The following is a 20,209-nucleotide window of genomic DNA, read 5'->3' on the forward strand; positions in this document are numbered from 1 at the left end:
AGCCCATGATGATCATGCCTCAGATAGGTGAGACAAAACGCCGAATACCTCAGGTTGAGTGAGACTGCCTCAGATTGAGTGAGACGGGACAAGTGAGACGGGACACCCGTTCGTCCACCTGGCTTGTAACTTGCGGGAATTTACATTCCCGGTAGTTACTGTAGTCGGGGTTAGACGCAACAGATCTTGTTTATTGATTTTTGATTTCTGGAAAATCGGAGATGCTAGGCTCCTGCCATGCAGGAGCCGGGCGCGATGACGCCGTGCAAACACTGTGGGACGCCGATCGAGCAGCGGCCTGGGCGCGGGCGGCCGAGAGCGTACTGCGCACAGGGAGACTGCCAGGCTGTGGCCAAGCGCGAACGCGAGATGCGGCGGGCGACGCCGGGGCTTGAGGGGGCGCTGGCCAGGGCCGAGGAGTTCTACGAGCGCATGGAGAAGGGGATGATCGCGGCGATCGCGCCGCTGGCGCAGGTGTTGTCGGAGGAGCTGAGCCCGGCGGGGGTGGAGGCCAAGGTGAGCGCGGTGCAGGCCGAGGCGCACACCCGGGTGGCGATCGCGCGCACCGAGCGGGAACAGGCCTTCGAGCAGGTACGGCTGGCGCGGGAGGCTTCCGAGCACGCCCGGCGTGAGCGGGACGCGATGACGCGCCGCGTGGAGGAGGCCAACGTCGAACGCGACACCGCGCTGGCCGACGCGGAGACCGCCAGGGAGCAGGCGCTGGCCGCGTTGCACGAGGCGGCCAGCACCGAACGCCGGGCCAGGCAGGCCGAGCAGGAGGCCACCCGCAGGGCCCAGCGGGCCGAGGCGGCCCGGGACGCGGCGCTGCGGGAGATGGCCGAGCGGGTCGAGGCCGCCGAGACCGAGGCGCGCCGGGCCGGGGCGCGGGCCGTCCACGACCAGGAGCAGGCCGAGCAGGCGCGCGCCGAGCGGGACCGGGCGCTGGAGGAGACCAGGAGCGCGCAGGGGGCCAGAGGCCAGGCCGAGCGTGTCGCTTCGGCCGCGTCGGCGCGCGCCGACGCGGCCGAAGCGGAGCGGGACCGGGCATTGGCGCGCGCCGACGCCGAGGCGACCGCGCGCGCTCAGGCTCTGGCCGAGGCGGCCGAGGCGCGCACGCGGGCGGAACGAGTGGACAAGCAGGCGGCCGAGCTGGAGAAGCGGGCGGCGCGCCGGGTGGTCAAAGCCGAGGAACGGGCCGCCGAGAAGATCACCGAAGCGGGGGAGCGCGCGGCGGCCAAGGCCGCCGAGGCACTCGCCGAACGTGACGAGGCGCGCATGCGGCTGGCCATGGAACAGATGCGCCTGTCGGATCTGCGCGACCAGATGGAGGCGCTGCGCGCCGAGTCCGCCCAGCTCAGGGAACGCGCGATCACCGCGGAGCTGCGGGCTGGGCCCGGCTGAGCCCGGCCGGGCCCAGCCGGGTCACCAGGTCGCGGGCGTGGGAGATCGACTCGGCGGTCATCGCCGGAGACCCGACCGAGTCGCTGTTGGCCTTCGGGGAGGATCGGTCCGGATTTTGGCGCTACGAACGCGATCTTGACGACGATTCGGTGACGGCGGGCAGGGTGGCGCGCCCTTCCTGATCGCCTGTGCCGACAACACCGGCATCTCCGCGCAGGAGCTGGCACGATATGAGGCCGCGCTGCTGGTGGCTGGCTACCGGGTCGAGCTCGATCCCGACGACGATCAAACGCTGCGGGTGTGGCTGATCTAGTGTCCTGCGTCAGAAATTCGTCGGCAATATCGGGCGAGTGATTCGAGGATCTCTTCGGCGGTCTTCTTCCACACGAATGGCCGGGGGTTGTCGTTCCACTGGCTGATCCAGTCGCGGATGTCCTTTTCCAGGGCTTGGACGCTTTTGTGGACTCCGCGCCTGATCAGCTGGTCGGTCAGGAAGCCGAACCAGCGCTCGACCTGGTTGATCCATGAGGAGCCGGTCGGGGTGAGGTGCATGTGGAAGCGGGGATGGCGGGCCAGCCACGCCTTGATCGCCGGGGTTTTGTGGGTGCCGTAGTTATCGCAGATCAGGTGGATGTCCAGCTCCACCGGGACGGTCTTGTCGATGGTGATCAGGAACTTCTTGAACTCGGCGGCGCGGTGCTGGCGGTGCAGTTCGCCGATGACGGTCCCATCAGCGATGTTGAACGCGGCGAACAGGCTGGTGATGCCGTTGCGTACGTAGTCGTGGGTGCGGCGCTCGGGCATGCCCGGCATCATCGGCAGCACCGGTTGCGAGCGGTCCAGGGCTTGGATCTGGGACTTCTCATCCACGCACAACACCACCGCCCGCTCGGGCGGGTTGTGATAGAGCCCGACGACATCGACGACCTTCTCCATGAACAGCGGGTCGGTCGACAGCTTGAAGGTGTCGGCCAGGTGCGGCTTGAGTCCGAAATCGCGCCAGATCCGCCCGATGGTCGACTTCGACAACCCGCTGCGCTGGGCCATCGAAGCCCGTGACCAGTGCGTGGCGCCCTTGGGCGTCTGCTCCAGCGTGGCCACCACGACCTGTTCGACCCGATCCAGCGAAACCGACGACGGCCGGCCGGGCCGCTGCTCGTCGACCAGCCCCTCCAGACGCAGCCGTAAGAACCGTGACCGCCACTTGGAGACCGTGTCGGGGTGCACCCGCAACCGCTCGGCGATCTGCTGGTTGTCCTCACCGTCGGCACACCCCAACACGATCTTCGACCGCATCGCCAGGACCTGCGCCGACGTCGTCCGCCGCGCCCATCGTTGCAGTGTCGCACGTTCCTCGGCGCTCAGTGTCAGCTCTGCCTTCGGCCGCCCGCTTCGGGGCCGGTCGGACAATGCGTCCATGCCCTCGCGGGCAAAGGTGGCCCGCCACCGGCGGACGGTGGCCACGGCCACGCCCAGGCTCCGGGCCACCTGCGCATTACTGGCGCCAGGTTCCGCGCAGGCCAAAACGATCCTCGCCCGACCGGCCGCCGCACCGGCCTGCGCCGTCAGCCCCTGAAGCCGCGCACGCTCGATCTCGGTCAATACAATCTGCACCGCCGACGGCCCTGGATGTCCCATACACATCAGGATACTGATTTACCCACCGCATTTCAGACGCAGGACACTAGTGCCGCATCGTGCGAGTTCGCCCTGTTCGAGCGAAGACGCGCCGTTTGGCGCCCCACACCGACCAGCATGATCGTTTCAGGCTGGTCGGCCATCCACGGATTGACTCACTCCTCCAGGGAGAGGGCCTGGCTAGGGCACACGTGCGCCGCTTCGCGTGCCTTCTCGACCAGCTCGCCCTCCGGCGTCTCGTTCAGCACGATGATTGTGCCGTCGTCCTCGCTCTGGTCGAACAGCGCGGGCTCAGTGAGCAAACACTGTCCGGCACCGACGCACTTGCTGGTGTCCACGATGATCTTCATGGCCTTCTCCTCCTGAGGTGGGGATGGCAGTTCGTCCTCTACCAGGTCACCGGGAGCTGGTAGAGGCCGTAGATGTTCGCGTCGTCCTTGAACGGCAGCTCGTCGACATCCACCGCGAGCTCCAGGCTGGGGACGCGGCGGAACAGCGTGTCGAACACGATCTGGAGCTCCATCCGAGCCAAGTTCTGGCCCAGGCACTGGTGCGGCCCGAACCCGAACGCGACGTGGTGGCGCGCGCCGCGTTCGATGTCGAGCTCGTCCGGGTTCTCGAATGCCCGCGGGTCCCGGTTGGCCGAATAACCGAGCGCCAGCACTCCTTCGCCGGCGCGGATCAGCTGCCCGCCGACCTTGATGTCCTCGACGCACAGCCGGGCCGTCGCCACGTCGATGATCGTGAAGTATCGCAGCATCTCCTCGACTGCGTTGAGCGTTTTGCCGGGGTCGGCCTTGATCATCGCGAGCTGCTCCGGGTTGCGCAGGAACGCCATGGTCGACAGCGAGATCATGTTCGCCGTCGTCTCGTGGCCGGCCACGAGCAGCAGCAAGCCCATGCCGGCCAGTGCCGTCCGCCGGTAGGTGCCGTCCGCGCGCAGCTTGACGATCTGCCGCCCGAGCAGGTCGTCCGGCGGGTTATGTTCCTTCTCCGCGATGAGGTCGGCCATATAGCCCTGGATGGCCTCCATCGCCGCCCACCGCTCCTCGGGCGGCGTCGACTGCTTGATCACCTTCACCGTGTTCTCCTGGAAGAACTCATGGTCGGCGTAGGGCACACCCAGCATCTCGCAGATCACCAGTGACGGAACCGGCAGCGACAGCGAGTCCACCAGGTCACCGGGCCGCGGCCCGGCCAGCAGCGCGTCGATCTGCCCGTCGACGATCTCCTGGATCCGCGGCCGCAGCGCCTCCAACCGGCGCACCGTGAACTCGCCGAGTACGGCCCTGCGCGCCGGCCCGTGCTCGGGCGGGTCCATGGCGATCAGGAAGCGCTCCTCGTCCGGCCGCCGAGACGCCGCCTCGCCCTCGACCAGCGCTGGGAAGTCCGGATGCTGCCGGTCGGCGCTGAACCTCCGGTCGTTCAACACGGTTCGCATGTCTTCGTGGCGGCTGACCACCCAGGCCCACCCGCTGTCGGGCAGACGAACCCGCGAGACCGGCTCTTGTTCGCGGATCTCCTCGTACGCCGGCGGCGGCGCGAACGGGCACGTACGGGCCATGGGGAACTCGTGCTTCTCGGCGGTAGTCATGACTTTTCCTTCCACGACGTCACGGACAGGCGATAGAGGCTGGACAGCGAAAAGCCGTGTGTGAACGGCAATTGGTCGACCGGTGCGACCGGGTTTGGCTCTGGGACGCGGCGGACCAAGGAGCGGCAACGGACCACCGGGACCGACAACATCGGTGGATTCAGACCCGACCCGTCCCCTCACGGGCGAAGTGCGGTTCCGCCGCTTCCAGTCGTGGTACCGAGATGCCCAGCCGTCGTGCTTCGGCCAGGGTGTCCCGGCAGACCTCACGCGGCTCCTCGGCGTCGGGGTCGGAGTGCGCCGTGAGGCTCACGCGCGCGGGCGCGACATGAGCGGTCAGCCAGGCGAGCACGGGTGCCGTCAGCCAGGTGGGCGCCCGGAACGGCAGCACACCGCCCCGGTGCCGTCGCAGGTCGAGGCCGCGCGCTTGGAGGAGCGGCAGCAGTTCGCGGCCGGCCAGCAGCGCCTCGCGCAGGTCGCCCGTTGCCCCGGCCAGTTGGGACAGGGATCCCAGCCGCAGGCCCTGCGAGAACATGCCGGCATCCGACGCGAAATGGACCCACAGCCAGCCACGGAAGTCAGGCCGCTCCTTGATCCGGAGCCCGGCCTCGCGAAACGCCTGGCGCACGGCCCGTTCCCGGTTGGTCGGGGGCCGGTCGAGTGTGCCGAAGATGACCGACGGCAGCAGTGCCCCGTGGAGTACGCCGTCCGCGCCGAAACCGCCACCGGCCTGGGGAAAGCCCCAGGCGATCTGGTCGGCGGGGAGTGCGCCGATGGCGGCGAGCGGCTCGGTCCAGAGGTTGCCGAAGATCAGCACCGTGGCCTGGCCGACACGCGGGGCCAGGAAGGCCGTCGCGCCCGCGAGGCGATGGTGGGGCACGCTGAGCACGATCAGGTCGAAGTCGTGGTCCGGCTCCAGCGCCTCGCGGTAGCGCACCGGCCACTTCTCGGCGACGCGCTGCCCCCACACTCGGCGCCGCATATCGAACAGGTCGAGGTCCACCGCGTCCCCGTACGTCTCCGCGCGACCCGGCCGGACGTAGAACTCGACGTCATGTCCCGCCTGTCGCAGGGCCCAGCCGTAGATGGTGGCGATCACGCCTCGGCCGAACATCAGGATCTTCACGCTGCACCTCGTGGGGTACGATCGATTTGGAGGCAATCTCCACTTTCCAAAATATGGAGGTCATCTCCATTTGTCAACGCGAGGGAGCGCATGACCGCCGACAAGCCCCTGCGGGCCGATGCCCAGCGCAAGCGCGACGCCCTGCTCGCCACCGCCCGGGAGGTCTTCGACGCCGGCGGTTTCTTCGACCTGCGCTTCGATGACTTCGCCCGTCTGGCCGGGGTGGGCACGGGCACGCTGTATCGCCACTTCCCCACCCGGGAGGCGCTGGCCGAGGCGGTCTACCACGGAGAGATCGCCGCGCTGTGCGACCGTGTCCGCCAGTTGCGGGCCGCGCTGCCCGCGGCGGAGGCTTTGGCGACCTTCCTACGCGGCATGGTCGACCACATAGCTGCCCACGAGGGCCTGGCCCGGACGCTGTCCACGCTCATGGCCACCCGCTCGGGCGCCCTCGCCGAGGGCAGCCGGGCGCTGGAGCAGGCTGTCACCGACCTGGTGGCCGCCGCCGTGCGGGAGGGCACCGTTCGCGACGACGTGGACGCCGGTGCCGTGATGATGGCGCTGCACGGCATCGGTGCGGCCCATGACCGCCCCGGTTGGCGGGCCGAGGCCGACGGTGTCATCACCCTCGTGCTGGACGGGCTTCGCAGCTCGCACTCAGCCCAGGTGGCCATCCGTACGCCTTCCGGAAGGAGAGGTGCACGAGGTGCAAACAGCGGCACGGCATCGAGTTGAACCCAGGAACAGCCGTTGGCGATGAGAATGATTTTGAGCGAAGAGTGACGCCCAACGCCGGTGTGTGATCGCTTGGGGGGCGATGATCCTGTGTTCTACGTGAGGGTTTCTGGACGCTCCCGAGAGGGTCGGCGACCACCTTCACAGCCAATTTTTGATCTTGTCCGTTACTGTAGGACTTCGGACACGAAGATCACCATCACCAGGCGTCACCCCACCAGCCGATCCACCCCGAAACCATGATCACAGGCGAGCTGCGCCGGAACCGGAACGTACGCTAACGACCCCGCACGGGCCCTGTTCGGACCCCGCCCTGGCCTGCGGGAAGGCGCTTACCGTACGAAACGGTTCCACTGCAGGTCCACCCCCGCCTCCACCAGGCGGTGGGTGGCCAGGTCGAACAGCACGATCGGGCGCTCGCCTGTGGTCCAGGCCCGTTTGTAGAGCCAGCAGGCCAGCGCGAACCACTGCTCGCCTTCAAAGGCGGTGAAGCCGTAGCTGCTGCGGATCTGCTTCTGATGATCCCAGCGGGCCTCCTTCTCGCCGTACCCCTTCAAATCGGCGGCCTGCAGGCCGAGCTGCTCGGCGACGTAGTCGACCACCGCGGCGGGAACGTCCTCGGGATCGTCCAGGAAGCAGTTCAAGAACCGTGCGGTGCCCAGTTGCAGGGACCAGCCGAGCTGGTTGCGGGCGCCGTTGGCGGCCATCGCCCGGCGCCGGTCGTCGGCATCCAGGTGGAAGAAGGCGCCCATCTGGGCGATGTCGGGGACGGCGTTGAAGACGCCGTATCAGCTGCGTTGCTCGGCGGTGAGGAAACTGACCGGCATGGGAGCCTCCAGGCATGCGAGGGCGCCCCCACCGCGCACGGCGCGGCGGGGGCGCCCTCGGATATCAGCAGCGGTCAGATCAGATGATCGACGTGACCGATTGCGTGCTGAATTGTGTCAGTCTCGCGCCAGCCATGATCATCGTCGTCAGGCTCATGACGGTCGCCTTGCACGCGTGTCCGAAGTGCGCGCCTGTGCTCTGGCTCCATGCAGAGCCACCTGGCTCTGCACGTGCCTGTCCTGCGGGGAGTGGGTGGGAAACAGGAGCCCGTTCAGCTACATGACCGACTCTCTAGGCGTCGCGGCGCAGCGTGAACCAGAAGGTCGGCACCGAGTTGGTGCCCGGTGTGACGTCGAGTAGTTCCCAGCCGGCGAACCTGGCGCGAAGTTCGTCGGCTGTGACGCCCGCCGCCCACGAAGTGACCTCGGGGATCGGATTGCCGAGCGGCTCGGGACCGTACCCGAACATCAGCAGCCGTGCTCCGGGAGCGGCGCGGTGGGTGAGCCCGGCGGCGTAGGCGTCGCGGCGGTGCAGCGGGATCCCGCAGTAGCAGCTCAGGTCGAAGAACAGGTCGAAGGGGCCGGGCGCGTCCAGCTCGTCGAGGCGGGTGGCGTCTCCGTGCAGCAGCCGTACCGCCGCTCCCGCCGCCTCGGCCTTCTCCCTGGCCTGGTCGACGGCGCGGTCGATCAGGTCGACGGCCGCCACCTCCCAGCCGTGCCGTGCGAGGTAGATGGCGTTGGTTCCCGTGCCGCAGCCGAGTTCGAGGGCGCGGCCGGGCGGCAGCGCGCCGTGTCCCTCAACCAGGGCGACCAGCTCGGGCGGTGTCACGCCGGTGTCCCACGGCGGCTTGCCGGCGTGATAGTAGCCCTCCAGTGCGCGGTGGACGGACTCCTCCTCCTGGTCTCGCTGCGGTGAGGTCAGGTCCGGGCCTGGCTTCTGGGTGGTGATGGGCTGGTCCATCGTCTCCTCCAAGAACTTAGAGTTGAACTCTAGTGGCATACTCTAGAGATATACTCGCAATATGGATCGAGTCAAGCGGCCGGACAAGCGAGCCGAGCGCTCACGCCGTACCCGTGAAAAGGTCGTCGAGGCGGCTCGCGAGCTGTTCGTCGCGCGGGGTTACGGAGCGACGAGCCTGCAGGAGGTCGCGGACCGGGCGGGCGTGGCCGTCCAGACGGTCTACTTCGTCTTCCGCAACAAGCGCACGCTGTTCAAGGACGTCGTCGACACGTCCATCGCCGGGGACGCCGAGCCTGTCGCCACCATGGATCGTGAGTGGTTTCGCGCCGCGTGCGCCGAGCCCACCGCGGCCGGGCAACTGCGCGCGCACGTCCGCGGCACCCGCGAGATCCTGGGCCGAGTCGCCCCGATCATGCCGCTGATCGCGGCTGCCGCGGCCACCGACCCCGAGATTGCCGCGCAATGGCCGGACGGTCCCGACCCGCGTTACACCGTGCAGTACGCAGCGGCCGAAGCCCTGGCCGGCAAGCCCGACGCCCGTCCCGGCCTCTCCGTCGAGATGGCGGCGGACCTGCTGTTCGGCCTGCTCAGCCCGCAGCTCTACCTGATCTTCGTCCGCGACCGCGACTGGTCACCGGACACGTGGGAAGCATGGGCCCGCGCCGCCTTGATCTCCCAGCTCTGCGCCGACCCTGGGTAGGCGGACGGACGTCACCCCAACGGCCGGGGAAGGGGCCTCGGCCCACGGGCAGGCGCGTGGAACACGGTGGTTCTACGGATGCCCGCCGCCGGGGTCTCGATACGTCGACACCGACCGGCATCAGCCAGCCAGGAGCGCGCGGCGAGATACAACCGACGTCACCCGGCAAGGCCCACCGCGCCCCAGCCCTGTCATACGGCTGACGCACCCCGCGGGTTCCGAGGAAGTGCCGTCGGCGAGGTCCGCCGCCTACCGTTCCGATGCGGGTCAGAGGGTTCGCGCGCTGCGGGGTCCGAGGCTTGCCCATGAAATGCCCAGTCTGATGCCCAGAAAAAGACCAGGCTTGATTCTCAGAAACCCTCGATTGCCAGAGAAGATCACCAGGAGGCTTCGCAGGGCCGGTTGTGATCGCCAGAGAAGCTGATTTCTTCTCAGAACTCGTTCTCATGCAAGTCGGCGGATCATCGTATTCTGGGAAATGTTTGTGAGAGCATCTGGGGTATGGCTCAGGCCCCGGAATCCCGCGAACACACCGAATCCGCCCCGATGTCCGCCATCGGCGAGGAATACACCTGTGACGCTGATGAGGTCGAGCGTCACCCGTGCCCGCGATGCGCCGTAGCACCCGGTTCACCGTGCCGGTCGCGTTCGGGCGCGGTGGCCGGCACCTACCACACCGGCCGGTTCGCCAAGGTGCCCCGGCTGGCCAAACTGCTGCGGGTGATCACCCCCTCCGACCGGAACCCGGGCCAGCCCTGGCGGCCGGGTACGCCGCCGCCCGCACCGCTGCGTGACGACCGGCCGACGGCGGACATCCGGATCGGCTACGCCCGCTGCTCCGCTCTCACCCAGGAACTGCAGTCACAACTGGACGCGCTGGCCGCGCACGGGATTCCGCGCGAGAAGATCTTCTCCGAGAAGATCTCGACCCGGATGAAGGTGCGCCCCCAGTTCGAGGCGGCGCTCGCACTGGCCCGGCAGATCAAGGCGCACGCCCCGCACTGCCGGGTCATCCTGACGGTGTATGAGATGAAGCGGCTGGGCCGCGATGCCGCCGAACTCACCGCGCTGGCCGACCACCTGACCGCGCACGGCCTGGTCCTGGAGATGCTCGCCGGACCGCTCGCCGGGATTTACGATCCGTCCGGGCCGGGCCGGATGCTGTTCGCCTTCTTCGCCGCGATGGCCGAGACCGAACGCGAGGCCATCCGCGAGTCCACCCTGGAGGGCCTGGACGCCGCCGCCCGCAAGGGCAAGCACGGCGGCCGCCCCCCTGTGATCCTCGACGACATGCTGCACACCGTGCTACGCCGCAAGGCCGCCGGGGAACGCGTCGAAGACATCCGCAAAGACCTGATCATCCCCACCGGCAAACGCAAAGGCGAGAACCCGTCCCTGGCCAGCATCTACCGGGCCCTCGCCGAGCATGAGAAGACACAGGCCTACCCCGAAGCCGTCGAGGCGGCTCACGCCGACTTCGCCCTCCTGCAAGGGGTCCCGGTAGTAATGGCGCAGGATCCAACGGATATGCCTTTCACCTGTGCTTATGCAGAGGTCTCAGCCTGATAGGCCAGACCTGAGCCCTGTTGTCTATGCAGGCCAAAGGCATATCTGTTGGATTTCCGGCCGAAGCTACAGGGACCCCTTCGGGGGCGGCGGTGATCTAGTCGGCGTCGACGGTGGTCTCGAGGCGGCCGATCTCGGCGGGCGTGACGCGGTAGCCGGTCGGGGCGTTCGCCCAGGTCTCCACCGGGCATCGGTGACGACGGCCAGGCCGCCGTCGGCCAGGTACACCAGGGTGCCGGGGACGTACCCGCCGCAGGGGTCGGCCAGGACGGCATCCAGCGCCTGGCGGGCTCTGGTGACCCCGGCGAAGGTGGCCGGTTGCTCCAGGGTTGAGGAACAGCGGAGGCAGATCGTGCGCTAAGCCCTGCCCGGAGAGGTCAGGGCTTAGTGGTCCCGGGCGTAAGTTCCTCGGGGGTTGACGTTGGTTCCGTGGCCGAGGTAAAGGCCGCAGGCGCAGCCGAGAGCTTCTTGGGGACTGCCTGCGGTGAAGCCGGTGGGCAGGATCTGGTTTTCGTATTTGCCGCTACTGGCGAGGTAGAGGCCGAATCCCCAGGTGGAAGCCGAGCCGCCGTAGCGAAGGCGGATGAGGGGTAGCCGCTGTCCATCGGCGAGTTCGCCTTCGACGTAAGCGAACTGGCCGTGGTAGCGGACGTGCAGGCCGGTGAGCTGGGGTCAGTTCTGGCAGGCGTGCCGACGCAGGCGCTGGGCCAGCGAGGTCTTGGTAGAGGCAGGAATGGCGGGCATGCAGGTCATCCTGCCCTGTCTCGGCGTGTCGATCAGGCGCAGCCGCCAGGTCCGGGAAGATCCTCAACAGGTCCCCTCGGATCGACGTGGAAGTCCCCGCGTGCCTGTTCTCCGTGCCCGTCAGATCGTGCTCACCGCTGCCGAGCGCAGGCGGCTCAAGCAGCTGTCCCACTCTCGTACCGCACCGTTCCAGCAGGTCGTTCGCGTGAGGATCGTGCTCGACGCCGCGCTCGGCTATTCCAACAACACGATCGCCCGTCGGCAGGGGGTGAGGGTGGACACCGTCCGGTTGTGGCGTGGCCGCTACGCCGAGGAGGGCTTGGCGGGATTGGCCGACCGGCCGCGTTCCGGCCGTCCACGAACCTTTACCCCCGTGCAGATCGCCGAGGTCAAAGCTCTGGCATGCCAACTGCCTGCCGAAACCGGTACAGCCCTGTCCCGGTGGAGCCGCAGCGAACTCGCAGCCGAGGTGACCGGCCGCGGCATTGCTGAGACCATGTCCGCCCGTCGCCGGGTCAGCGTCAAGCGCTGGCGCGGGCGTTCGGGTGCGCGCGGACGGTGTTCAACGACGGGCTGCGCCTGAGGCAGGACGCCCGGATGCGGGGCCTGCCGTACATCTCGGACGGGGAGTTGTCCAAACACGTCATCACGCGGGCCACGGCGACGCCGCAGCGGGCATGGCTGGGCGAGGTGTCGGCCGTGCTCTTGCAGCAGGCGCTCGCGGATCTGAACACCGCCTACCGCAACTTTTTCGCCTCCCTGTCCGGCAAACGCAGGGGCCGCACGATTGCCCCACCCCGGTTCCGATCCCGCAAGGACTCCCGCCAAGCGATCCGGTTCACGAAGAATGCCCGATTCACGGTCACGGCGGGCGGGAGACTCCGGCTGCCGAAGATCGGTGAGGTGGAGGTGCGCTGGTCGCGGACCCTGCCCTCGGACCCGTCATCGGTGACGGTGGTCAAGGACTCGGCGGGCCGGTACTTCGCGTCGTTCGTCGTCGAGACCTCAAACGAACCGTTGCCCGAGACGGGTCCCGAGATCGGTATCGACCTGGGTCTCACCCATTTTGCGATCACCTCCGATGGCCGGAAGGTCGCCAACCCGCGCTTTCTGCGTCGGGCGGCCAAGCAGCTCCGCAAGGCACAGAAGGCGTTGAGCCGCACGCGGAAGGGGTCGGCGAACCGGGCCAAGGCCAGGCTGAAGGTCGCCAGGGCGCACGCCAAGGTGACCGACACGCGCCGCGACTGGGCACACAAGCTCTCCACCACGTTGATCCGCGACAACCAAGCGGTGTATGTGGAGGATCTCGCCGTGTCCGGTCTCGCGCGCACGAGGCTGGCCAAGAGTGTGCATGATGCGGGCTGGTCGCAGTTCGTCGCCATGCTGGAGTACAAGGCGAAGCGATACGGCCGCCACTTCGGCAAGATCAACCGCTGGTTTCCGTCGTCGAAGCTGTGCTCGGCCTGCGAGACCATCACCGATTCGATGCCGTTGAACGTCCGGTCGTGGACCTGCCCCTGCGGGGCCGGCCACGACCGGGACGTCAACGCGGCGGTCAACATTCTCGCCGCCGGGCAGGCGGAGAGACTAAACGACTGTGGAGCGCGGGTAGGACCGGGAGCGATCCCGGCACCGCGCGAAGAAGCAGTAACCCGCCAGGAGCCGCACACGCGGCAGACCGGAATCTCCGTCCCTTTAGGGCGGAGTGGATGTCAATCGGTCTCCGAGGACCGTAGGACCTGATCCCGGAGACGTTGCCGAAGGTCGATTTCCTCTGGGGTGAGTAGATCGGCTGGGCGCCGGATGCGGGTGCGGCGGGGGCGGGGGATGTCGTCGGTGATGACCGGCGGCCGGCCGCCGTGCTTGCCCTTAGGTCGTATCCGGTATCGATCACGATGCCGCTGACGGCCGAGAACGTGTTGACGACTTTGAGCGTGTGCGTTCCGGCGGCGACACTCGCCTGCCAGGTAGCTTGTCTCGTGAGTTCTGGGGTTACGTCAGCGGCTGTCCTGGTGCCGTGGTCGAGTTCTCGTTCGGGCCGCGTGGTCGTCATGGCGACCCGCAAAGGCTATTGGCGATTGCAGCATGTCCCCGGCCGCCGCGGCCACGTCCTGAAGCATGCGTTCGCGTTGCCCCGCCGAGATCAGGCGGCCGGCGGCCAGTACGGCATGGACCCGCCGCGTGTTGCGGATGTCGGTGAGTGGGTCGGCGTCCAGCAGTACCAGGTCCGCGACCTTGCCCTCTCGGATCGTGCCCGCCCAGTCCTGCCGGCCGAGGAATCTGGCCGGCTCGACGGTGGCAGACTGCAATGCCCGCATCGGGGTGAGCCCGGCACGCACGAGCAGCTCCAGTTCGTCGTGCAGCGCGAATCCTGGATAGGTATACGCGGCGGCGGTGTCGGTACCGGCCATGATCGGCACGCCCGCGCGATGCATCGCCCCGACCACCCGGAGCCGGTGCTCGAACAGCTGCCGATGCTGGGAGGCGATCTGCGGTGTGCGGCCTGCCTTGTAGAGTTCCTCAACCATGAAGATCCAGGTCTCTGCGGTCGAACGAGGCACATACCGCAGTCGTTCGTCGGCGCCCGAGAAGTCATCGGGCATCGCGATGACCTGATTCGCCATCAAAGTGGGCACCTGCCAGGTCCGGTTGGCCGCCAGTTGTGCGTACGCGGCGGCGGCCTTGCCCGGGTCGTGACTGTTGACGGCCATCCAGTCCAGCGGGTGGATCTGGTTGAACCAGCCGTTGTAGTCGCCCCCGCCGACCCTGATCTCCGCGAGCGCTCGGTAGATTTCGGCCTCCCGGCTCGATGTGGCGTACCAAACCCCCCAGGTGTGCTCGACCGAGCGCATCCCGGCCTGGGAGGCTTCCCGCAGCGGCACGACGTCCGGCAGATGCCCGGCGAAAGGGATACGCTGCCGCCGCGCCTCGTCGGCGATGAAGAGGAAGGCGTCGCGGGACAGTCGCGAGTAGACCTTGACGAAGTCAGCGCCGTCCCGTTTGACCTGCCGCACGGCCTGACGTGCCTGCGCCTCGTTCGTCACCTCGAAATACCTGGCGCCGCCGGGAATGCCTTCCCACAATGACGGCTTTCCGTCCAGCAGCGGGCTGCCGATGACGGACCGCGGCCCGAGCACCTCACCGCGCTCCACCCGCCGTCGCCAGGCATGCAGGAACGGCGTTCCGGCCATCTCCCGGACCGTGGTGACCCCATTGGCGAGGAAGAGCGGCGCGAACACCTGCTCCACCTCCGCATCGACGCTGTGGACGTGCATGTCGCACAATCCCGGGATCAGGAATTTGCCCGTGCCGTCGACTACCCGCGCCCCGCGCGGAATTCGGAGATCACGCGCCCGGCCCAGAGCAGTGATCCACCCATCCTTGACGATCACTGTCAGCCCCGGACGTGGTGGTGACCCGGTCGCGTCGATCGCCGTGACGTTGCGTAAGGCGATCGTGCCGCCGCCGTTCCCTCCGGCTTCGGCGGCTGCCGACCGGCCGAGACCGGCGACTGCCCCCACGGCGATCCCGGCGGTCAGCAAGGCGCGACGAGAGATTTCCTGGGACATGATGACCAACTTTCGGTACGGACGAGTTGACGCTCTCGACTCTGTACCGTCGCCATGCTCCGCTCCATCCCGTCCTCCCCCGTTCTTCGGTAGGGCATGCCCCCACCACAAACGAAGCCACCGAAGCCGGGTCAGGAGCCCTCGACCTGATGCGCCGGCAGGAGGCCGCGTGTCCTCCGGGCGGTCGAGTCGCTCTCGTCGTTTGAGCGTGCCATGGCCGGGACCGGGGGTGTCGGGTTGGGGCGGGCCGGGGAAACCCACCGTGAGCAATCACGGCAGGGCGCCCCGGTCCGCCCCAACCCGACACCCGGTCGCCAGTCGCCGATCACCTGACCCCTCAGGTAGTGCTCCGGGACCGGCCTGCCGCGATCCACACCGAGCTTCTCGCCGAGGTGAAGTTCGGCAAGACGAGCGTGGCCGAGGTGTTCGGTCGTAGCGGCGAGGACATCGTGAAAAAACGCGCGTGGTTCAGGTCCTTCGCGCGGTCCCTGGGTACGGGCCGGCGAAGGTCGCGGCGTTGATGGCCACGTCCGGGGTGGATGAGAAGCGCAGGGTCGGCGGGCTGGCCGAACAGCAGCGAGACCGGCTTCTGACGGCGTTGGCCGACTGATCTGCCGGGCCGCGGGGTTCACAGGATGAGGTACTCGCGGAGCTTGCCGCGCACGTGCGGTCGTGGGGCACCGATCCGGATGCTCAGGGGGAGCAGGTCGGTCAGGGGTGGGCTGACGGGGACGTCGGCGTAGCCGCGGTCGTCGTGCTGCCATCGGGTGAGGTCGCCGTCGACGGCGCGGACCCGTGCCACGGTGCCGCCGGCGACGTAGACGATCGATTTGACCTTGGACCGGCGGGCGGGGGCGATGAGTCTCTTTTCGCGCGACCAGGGATCCTGTCTTCACTTCTGGCCGGGAACCGACCAGTTCATGCTTTTTTCCCGCGAGGTGCCAGCCCGTGTTCGTATGCGTAAATGACAGCATGCACGCGGGTACGGAGCCCGAGTTTGCTGAGGATACGGGCGACGTGGGTCTTGACGGTGCCCTCCTCAATGGTCAGGGCGGCGGCGATCTCAGTGTTGCTCAAGCCCTGAGTGATCTGCCAGAGGACCTCGTGTTCGCGTGGAGTGAGGCGGTCGAGCGCGCTGGTGACCGGTTTCGGTGCTAGTTCCGCGAAGCGGTGGATCAGCCTCTTGGCGACATGGGGGTCGACCAGCCCGTGGCCACGATGGAGCGCCCGTACGGCGTCGAGCAGCAGCTCGGGATCACTGTCCTTGAGCAGAAACCCCGCAGCCCCCGCCTGTAGTGCACCGAACAGATACTCGTCGAGGTCGAAGGTGGTCAGCGCCAGCACCTTCGGCGGTGCTTCGGTTTCCATGACCTGTCGGATGGCGGTGATCCCATCCATGTACGGCATCCGCAGGTCCATCACCACCACGTCGGGTCGTCGCCACAGCGTCTGGTGTACCGCTTCGGCGCCGTTGACCGCTTGGCCGACGACCTTGATGTCCGGCTCGCCGTCAAGCGTCAGGCACAACGCCTCCCGTACCGCGGCCTGGTCGTCAGCGATCACCACACGGATCGTCATCCTGGCTCCTCCGTGATCGGCAGTACGGCTTCGGTCAGCCAGCCGTGCGGCTCGCGAGGGCCCGCCGCCAGCGTGCCGCCGCAGGCGAGCACGCGTTCCCGCATGCCCCGGATGCCCTGTCCCTCCGCGGGGCGTCTCGCCGACGGCTGGATTGGACCGTTGTCGGCGATCGAGATCACCATCCGTTTGCGATCTTGTCGTATGTGCAGATCGACCTCGGTGGCGCCGGAATGCCTGACGGCGTTGGTCAGCGCCTCCTGAGCCACCCGATAGGCGGTGTGGCTGAGTGCCGGCGCCAGGGGCAGTGACCTGCCCGAGCGCCGGAAGGCTATCCGCAGGTGGGGGGCGGGCAACCGTCGGACCAGGTGTTCGACGTCCTCCACCCCGGCCCCCGGTCCGGGAACTCCTCAGCCAGGGTTTTCAGCAGCGTGCGTACCTCGCTCAGGGCGGAGGAGGACAGGTCGGCGATCGTGCCGAGCGCGCGATCGCCGGTCGGCGTGAGATCACGCAGCGCCCGGCGGGTGGCCGTCGCCTGCATGTGGATCGCCGTGAGGTAGTGGCCGACGCTGTCGTGCACGTCTTGAGCCAGCCTGGCGCGTTTCTCCGCGATGTCGCGCCGGGCTTCCGCCTGATGGAGTCGTATCGCTTCCTGGGCCCGGTCGCCATGCAGGCGCAGTGTGTAGCCGATGGCCACGGGAGCGGTCCCCATGATGATCAAGTCGGTGATCACCGAGAGCCCGAGCATCTTGGGGAGCAGCAATCCGTAGCCGATCGCCCACAGTACGGAGACGAGCAGCACCGGCCACGGCAGGCGCCGACTCCGGTACGCGGCCACGCCGAACATGGCCATCGCCAACAGCCGCCCAGGCCAGCTGGGAAAGGGTAAGCCGAACAGCACCAGTCCGGCCGAGCACGCGGCGGCCGTCAGCGGCAGCTTTCTCCGCATCAGCACAGGCAGGGCGACGGCGATGCTGAGGCCGATCAGGGCGGGCAGCCCCGGCGGTAGCGGGGGCTGCCCCTCCAGCAGAGTGAGTCCGGTGAGCACGGCGGCGGCCGCGGCCACGAGCAGAGCGTCCTGGAGGATTCCCTTCAAGACAGGCGACTTCCGTACGGTCACGAAGGAGTTCCACGCGACGCGGCTGCCAGGGAGGCGGGCAGCTCACCACCGCCGTTCATGTGCTCAATCAGTTCGAGGACGGCCTTGGAACCGCCGTTCGCCTCGAGCCACTGGCTCGCCCGGCATGCGGCCTTGGCATACGTGTCCTGGTCGGCTTTCGCCATACGCAGCCAGTCGTCGAGCGTCTGCGGCAGCGCCTCCTGCGTGGACACCCGGCATCGGTCGCCGGACGTCTCGGGCTTCAGGTACCGCGGGTCGCCGGAGACCACGACGGCCAGTCCTTCGTCGAACCATTGCGGGATCGGCCCCGCACCGGACCCGAAGCGGGTGTGTAGCTCGACGTGTGACATCTCGTGTGCGGCGATCACCGGGTCAACGCCGTTCGGTGACAGCATGACCGCGCGGTTCAGCACGGCGATCCCGCGCTCTCCGCCACCGCCGATCTTCTGATAGCACGTGGCGGTCAAGCAGGCCAGGATGTCGGGCGAACTCCGGCGGCCGCCGTAGAAGCCGGCCACCCGGCGGTTGGCCGCATCGACCACCTCGGCCACCTGCCGCTCCCGTGCCGCCGGCAGTCCGGGCTCCAGATACAGGCCGGTCCTGACCTGTTTCATGCCGTAACAGCCGGGACAGGTCGTGGCGGCGACCGATGGGAAGGCCACCGCGACACCGGCCACCGCGGCCACGACCAGCCCCGCGACCATGGCCGGCAGCCACCGCCACATCCTGCGCCTTCGACTCATCACACCGCTCCACATGTTGGCATTCCGTACCATCCTGTCCCGCCGAACGGGTCTCCGATGCTGTCGATCTTGCTGTTGTCCGTCACGCACACCACGGCCGCTCCGGTACCGGGTCAGGACGCGGCCGGGCCGCACGCCGCTCCAGCCGGCGGAATCGTCCCTGTGGTCAGGTAGCGGTGCGCGTGCTTACGAACACAGGGATGACCGCCCAGGTAGAGGGCGTGGCCGCCCACGGCGGGCAGGTAGCGGGCGCCGGGCAGCAGGGCAGTCAGGCGGCGGCTGTCCTGGGGTGGGGTGTTGTCGTCATACTCGCCGCTGGTGATCAGGACGGGCGGCAGACCGGGGGCGCGGAAGGGATGCGGGGCGAAGGCCTTGACCGAGGGCAGCCCCGCGCAGTGATTGGCCATCGGCCACACGGCCCGCCAACCGACATGCGGAGAGGCACGCCGCAGGTCCTTCTCCAGCGCCTTGAGGTCGCGGTAGCTGGAGGGATAGGGAAAGTCGGCACACAACATGATGCGGGACAGATCAGGATCGGGGGCCCCGGGCGTCTGGAGGAAGAGCGAGGCGTCGCCCGCGCGCGCCTGCGCCAGGGCCGTTGCCAGACGCGGCCAGCTCCGCTCCTGGGTGAAGGAGGCACGTGCGACGATCAGGGCAGCGCTGACCTTGGAGCCGGTTCCACCGGCCGGGGCTGGGATCGGCTGGCGCCGGGCCTTGCTGATGACCTCGTCCCATACGGCGACGGCGTTTTGCCCGTACAAGGAGCAGGTGGAGGTCTTCGCGCACCATTCTGCGAAGCGATGCAAACTCCGCTCAAGCGTGTTCGCGCGGGGCTTGAGCCAGTCGCCGATGGAGCGGTTGGTGTGGTCGACGACACTGTCCAGGAACATCCTGCCCACGTTGCCGGGAAAGAACTCGGCGTAGGCCTGGCCGATGACAGTGCCGTGGGAGTTGCCGTAGTAGTTCAGCTTGTTCTGGCCCAGCGCGGTTCTGATGGCGTCCAGGTCGCGGGCCATCTGCCAGGAGTTCAGATTGCCCGCCAGCGGCCCGGCCGCTTTGCGGCATGCCTGCCCGAACCGGTGGTTCTTCGCCGCATAGGCGTTGTAGGCGGACTTACTCGGGAAGACCCATTCGGCCTCGAAGGAAGCGGGGGTCGGGCACGAGACTCCGCTGCTCTTCCCGAACCCCCGAGGATCGAAGATCACCACGTCGAACCACCGGGTCAGGTCAGCGAGGGCGTCCTTACCGCCCTGGCGCAGCATCGCGATCTGCGGACCGGGGCCACCGAGGTTGACCACGAGGGCACCCTTCTTCGCCGCCTGATCGCGGGCGGGCAGCAGGGCCAGGTCGAGGCTGATGCGTTCGCCCGTAGGACGAGCCCAATCGGCGGGCACTTCCATCCGGCCGCATCGTAGGCCGTCACCGCAGTCCTGCCACGACAGCGGTGTGGTCGTGACCGGGGCGACGGCGGTGACCGCGCCGATGACGAATGATGCAACGATGTTCATGCTTGAAGGGTCGCCGGGCCCGTACTGCCCGCGCGTCCCTCTTTCTGCATATCTTTCACTGGAGGTGGACCCGAGCGGAGGGCCTGGAACAGCACGGCCTGCTGCCGGGGACGATCAAGAGTCTGCTGACCAATGCGGCCCGGGGCTGCACGACACTCTACGAACAGGTGTGGGACTCCACCGGGCCCGAGCCGGACCTGCCCGCCCCGTCAGAGAACGACCTGACCGCGCTCGATGAGATGAAGAGGTCGGCGACCCGCTGTCGGCGAGAGACACCAACACCGGCACTGCACACAACTGTCACATTTCCTCCGATAGTGGTCATGTTGGGTGTTCGGCGTGCCCGCTGGTACATCCGAGGCGCCTTCATCCCTTCCCGGGGTGGGGGCGCCGACTGTCGCC

General features: G+C 68.0%; 20 protein-coding genes. 7 read left to right on the forward strand and 13 right to left on the reverse strand.

Translation table 11 applies throughout. From position 1 onward, the window contains the following. The first annotated feature begins 348 nt into the window (after nt 1-348). Nucleotides 349-1,401: a hypothetical protein gene (locus OG587_RS31035; protein ID WP_329081386.1), complete on the forward strand. Its 1,053-nt coding sequence runs from the start codon at nt 349-351 to the stop codon at nt 1,399-1,401. Between the two features lie 309 nt (nt 1,402-1,710). On the opposite strand, the gene OG587_RS31040 is transcribed toward OG587_RS31035, so the two are convergent. The 4 genes from OG587_RS31040 to OG587_RS31055 form a co-directional block, all read right to left on the reverse strand. Further along, complete coding sequence (locus OG587_RS31040) at nt 1,711-3,039, reverse strand: IS630 family transposase (protein WP_329081388.1); 1,329 nt, start codon at nt 3,037-3,039, stop codon at nt 1,711-1,713. A gap of 155 nt (nt 3,040-3,194) precedes the next feature. Next, the gene (locus tag OG587_RS31045; RefSeq protein WP_329081390.1) at nt 3,195-3,389 is read right to left on the reverse strand and encodes a ferredoxin; all 195 of its coding nucleotides are present in this window, start codon (nt 3,387-3,389) and stop codon (nt 3,195-3,197) included. A gap of 38 nt (nt 3,390-3,427) precedes the next feature. Beyond that, nucleotides 3,428-4,633, reverse strand: a complete 1,206-nt coding sequence (locus OG587_RS31050; RefSeq protein WP_329081392.1) for a cytochrome P450 — start codon at nt 4,631-4,633, stop codon at nt 3,428-3,430. 160 nt (nt 4,634-4,793) lie between these two features. Continuing rightward, nucleotides 4,794-5,759: a ketopantoate reductase family protein gene (locus OG587_RS31055; protein WP_329081393.1), complete on the reverse strand. Its 966-nt coding sequence runs from the start codon at nt 5,757-5,759 to the stop codon at nt 4,794-4,796. Nucleotides 5,760-5,849: 90 nt separating this feature from the next. Between OG587_RS31055 and OG587_RS31060 the strand changes: the two genes are divergently transcribed. Next, a complete protein-coding gene (locus OG587_RS31060; RefSeq protein WP_329081395.1) occupies nt 5,850-6,494 on the forward strand; it encodes a TetR/AcrR family transcriptional regulator in 645 nt (214 codons plus the stop codon). 332 nt (nt 6,495-6,826) lie between these two features. Here the strand turns inward: OG587_RS31060 and OG587_RS31065 are convergent, their stop codons facing one another. Together OG587_RS31065 and OG587_RS31070 are read right to left on the reverse strand one after the other, a co-directional pair. After that, nucleotides 6,827-7,246 (reverse strand): DUF4158 domain-containing protein, encoded by a 420-nt coding sequence (locus tag OG587_RS31065; protein WP_329081397.1) that lies wholly within the window; start codon nt 7,244-7,246, stop codon nt 6,827-6,829. Between the two features lie 367 nt (nt 7,247-7,613). Continuing rightward, a complete protein-coding gene (locus OG587_RS31070; protein ID WP_329081399.1) occupies nt 7,614-8,282 on the reverse strand; it encodes a class I SAM-dependent methyltransferase in 669 nt (222 codons plus the stop codon). Nucleotides 8,283-8,343: 61 nt separating this feature from the next. Here OG587_RS31070 and OG587_RS31075 point away from each other — a divergent pair, with 61 nt between their 5' ends. From OG587_RS31075 to OG587_RS31090, 4 genes are all read left to right on the forward strand, one after another. Continuing rightward, nucleotides 8,344-8,982: a TetR/AcrR family transcriptional regulator gene (locus OG587_RS31075; protein WP_329081400.1), complete on the forward strand. Its 639-nt coding sequence runs from the start codon at nt 8,344-8,346 to the stop codon at nt 8,980-8,982. Between the two features lie 546 nt (nt 8,983-9,528). Then, on the forward strand, nt 9,529-10,548 hold the full coding sequence (locus OG587_RS31080) for a recombinase family protein (protein WP_443075640.1): 1,020 nt from the start codon (nt 9,529-9,531) through the stop codon (nt 10,546-10,548). Between the two features lie 742 nt (nt 10,549-11,290). Then, entirely contained in the window at nt 11,291-11,875 is a 585-nt protein-coding gene (locus OG587_RS31085; protein WP_329081404.1) for a helix-turn-helix domain-containing protein, read from the forward strand. Beyond that, nucleotides 11,821-13,035: an RNA-guided endonuclease InsQ/TnpB family protein gene (locus OG587_RS31090; protein WP_329094065.1), complete on the forward strand. Its 1,215-nt coding sequence runs from the start codon at nt 11,821-11,823 to the stop codon at nt 13,033-13,035. Before OG587_RS31085 ends, OG587_RS31090 begins: the two co-directional genes overlap by 55 nt. A 254-nt stretch (nt 13,036-13,289) precedes the next feature. Here the strand turns inward: OG587_RS31090 and OG587_RS31095 are convergent, their stop codons facing one another. Beyond that, nucleotides 13,290-14,861 carry an amidohydrolase family protein gene (locus OG587_RS31095; RefSeq protein ID WP_329081406.1) on the reverse strand — a complete coding sequence of 524 codons (1,572 nt, stop codon included), beginning with the start codon at nt 14,859-14,861 and terminating at the stop codon, nt 13,290-13,292. A gap of 463 nt (nt 14,862-15,324) precedes the next feature. Here OG587_RS31095 and OG587_RS31100 point away from each other — a divergent pair, with 463 nt between their 5' ends. After that, the gene (locus OG587_RS31100; RefSeq protein ID WP_329081408.1) at nt 15,325-15,471 is read left to right on the forward strand and encodes a hypothetical protein; all 147 of its coding nucleotides are present in this window, start codon (nt 15,325-15,327) and stop codon (nt 15,469-15,471) included. An 18-nt stretch (nt 15,472-15,489) separates the two neighbouring features. On the opposite strand, the gene OG587_RS31105 is transcribed toward OG587_RS31100, so the two are convergent. The 6 genes from OG587_RS31105 to OG587_RS31130 form a co-directional block, all read right to left on the reverse strand. Then, the gene (locus OG587_RS31105; protein ID WP_329081410.1) at nt 15,490-15,663 is read right to left on the reverse strand and encodes a hypothetical protein; all 174 of its coding nucleotides are present in this window, start codon (nt 15,661-15,663) and stop codon (nt 15,490-15,492) included. Between the two features lie 116 nt (nt 15,664-15,779). After that, nucleotides 15,780-16,439: a response regulator transcription factor gene (locus OG587_RS31110; RefSeq protein ID WP_329081413.1), complete on the reverse strand. Its 660-nt coding sequence runs from the start codon at nt 16,437-16,439 to the stop codon at nt 15,780-15,782. After that, a complete protein-coding gene (locus tag OG587_RS31115) occupies nt 16,436-16,792 on the reverse strand; it encodes a sensor histidine kinase (protein ID WP_329081415.1) in 357 nt (118 codons plus the stop codon). The genes OG587_RS31110 and OG587_RS31115 overlap by 4 nt, the downstream gene beginning before the upstream one ends. Continuing rightward, nucleotides 16,768-17,532, reverse strand: coding sequence for a sensor histidine kinase (locus OG587_RS31120; RefSeq protein WP_329081417.1), 765 nt, complete (start codon nt 17,530-17,532; stop codon nt 16,768-16,770). Before OG587_RS31120 ends, OG587_RS31115 begins: the two co-directional genes overlap by 25 nt. A gap of 20 nt (nt 17,533-17,552) precedes the next feature. Then, on the reverse strand, nt 17,553-18,299 hold the full coding sequence (locus tag OG587_RS31125) for a hypothetical protein (protein ID WP_329081419.1): 747 nt from the start codon (nt 18,297-18,299) through the stop codon (nt 17,553-17,555). A 113-nt stretch (nt 18,300-18,412) separates the two neighbouring features. Continuing rightward, the gene (locus tag OG587_RS31130; protein WP_329081421.1) at nt 18,413-19,807 is read right to left on the reverse strand and encodes an alpha/beta fold hydrolase; all 1,395 of its coding nucleotides are present in this window, start codon (nt 19,805-19,807) and stop codon (nt 18,413-18,415) included. Nucleotides 19,808-20,209 lie beyond the last annotated feature (402 nt).

It is taken from the genome of Streptosporangium sp. NBC_01469 (genome assembly GCF_036227305.1).
In the GTDB taxonomy this organism is placed as follows: Bacteria; Actinomycetota; Actinomycetes; order Streptosporangiales; family Streptosporangiaceae; genus Streptosporangium.

Coding starts and splice junctions, on each gene's coding strand:
- OG587_RS31070 (WP_329081399.1), bottom strand. CDS start 8,282: ATGGACCAGCCCATCACCACCCAGAAGCCAGGCCCGGACCTGACCTCA.
- OG587_RS31130 (WP_329081421.1), bottom strand. CDS start 19,807: ATGAACATCGTTGCATCATTCGTCATCGGCGCGGTCACCGCCGTCGCC.
- OG587_RS31060 (WP_329081395.1), top strand. CDS start 5,850: ATGACCGCCGACAAGCCCCTGCGGGCCGATGCCCAGCGCAAGCGCGAC.
- OG587_RS31075 (WP_329081400.1), top strand. CDS start 8,344: ATGGATCGAGTCAAGCGGCCGGACAAGCGAGCCGAGCGCTCACGCCGT.
- OG587_RS31095 (WP_329081406.1), bottom strand. CDS start 14,861: ATGTCCCAGGAAATCTCTCGTCGCGCCTTGCTGACCGCCGGGATCGCC.
- OG587_RS31080 (WP_443075640.1), top strand. CDS start 9,529: ATGTCCGCCATCGGCGAGGAATACACCTGTGACGCTGATGAGGTCGAG.
- OG587_RS31045 (WP_329081390.1), bottom strand. CDS start 3,389: ATGAAGATCATCGTGGACACCAGCAAGTGCGTCGGTGCCGGACAGTGT.
- OG587_RS31065 (WP_329081397.1), bottom strand. CDS start 7,246: ATGGGCGCCTTCTTCCACCTGGATGCCGACGACCGGCGCCGGGCGATG.
- OG587_RS31110 (WP_329081413.1), bottom strand. CDS start 16,439: ATGACGATCCGTGTGGTGATCGCTGACGACCAGGCCGCGGTACGGGAG.
- OG587_RS31085 (WP_329081404.1), top strand. CDS start 11,291: ATGCAGGTCATCCTGCCCTGTCTCGGCGTGTCGATCAGGCGCAGCCGC.
- OG587_RS31040 (WP_329081388.1), bottom strand. CDS start 3,039: ATGGGACATCCAGGGCCGTCGGCGGTGCAGATTGTATTGACCGAGATC.
- OG587_RS31050 (WP_329081392.1), bottom strand. CDS start 4,633: ATGACTACCGCCGAGAAGCACGAGTTCCCCATGGCCCGTACGTGCCCG.
- OG587_RS31125 (WP_329081419.1), bottom strand. CDS start 18,299: ATGAGTCGAAGGCGCAGGATGTGGCGGTGGCTGCCGGCCATGGTCGCG.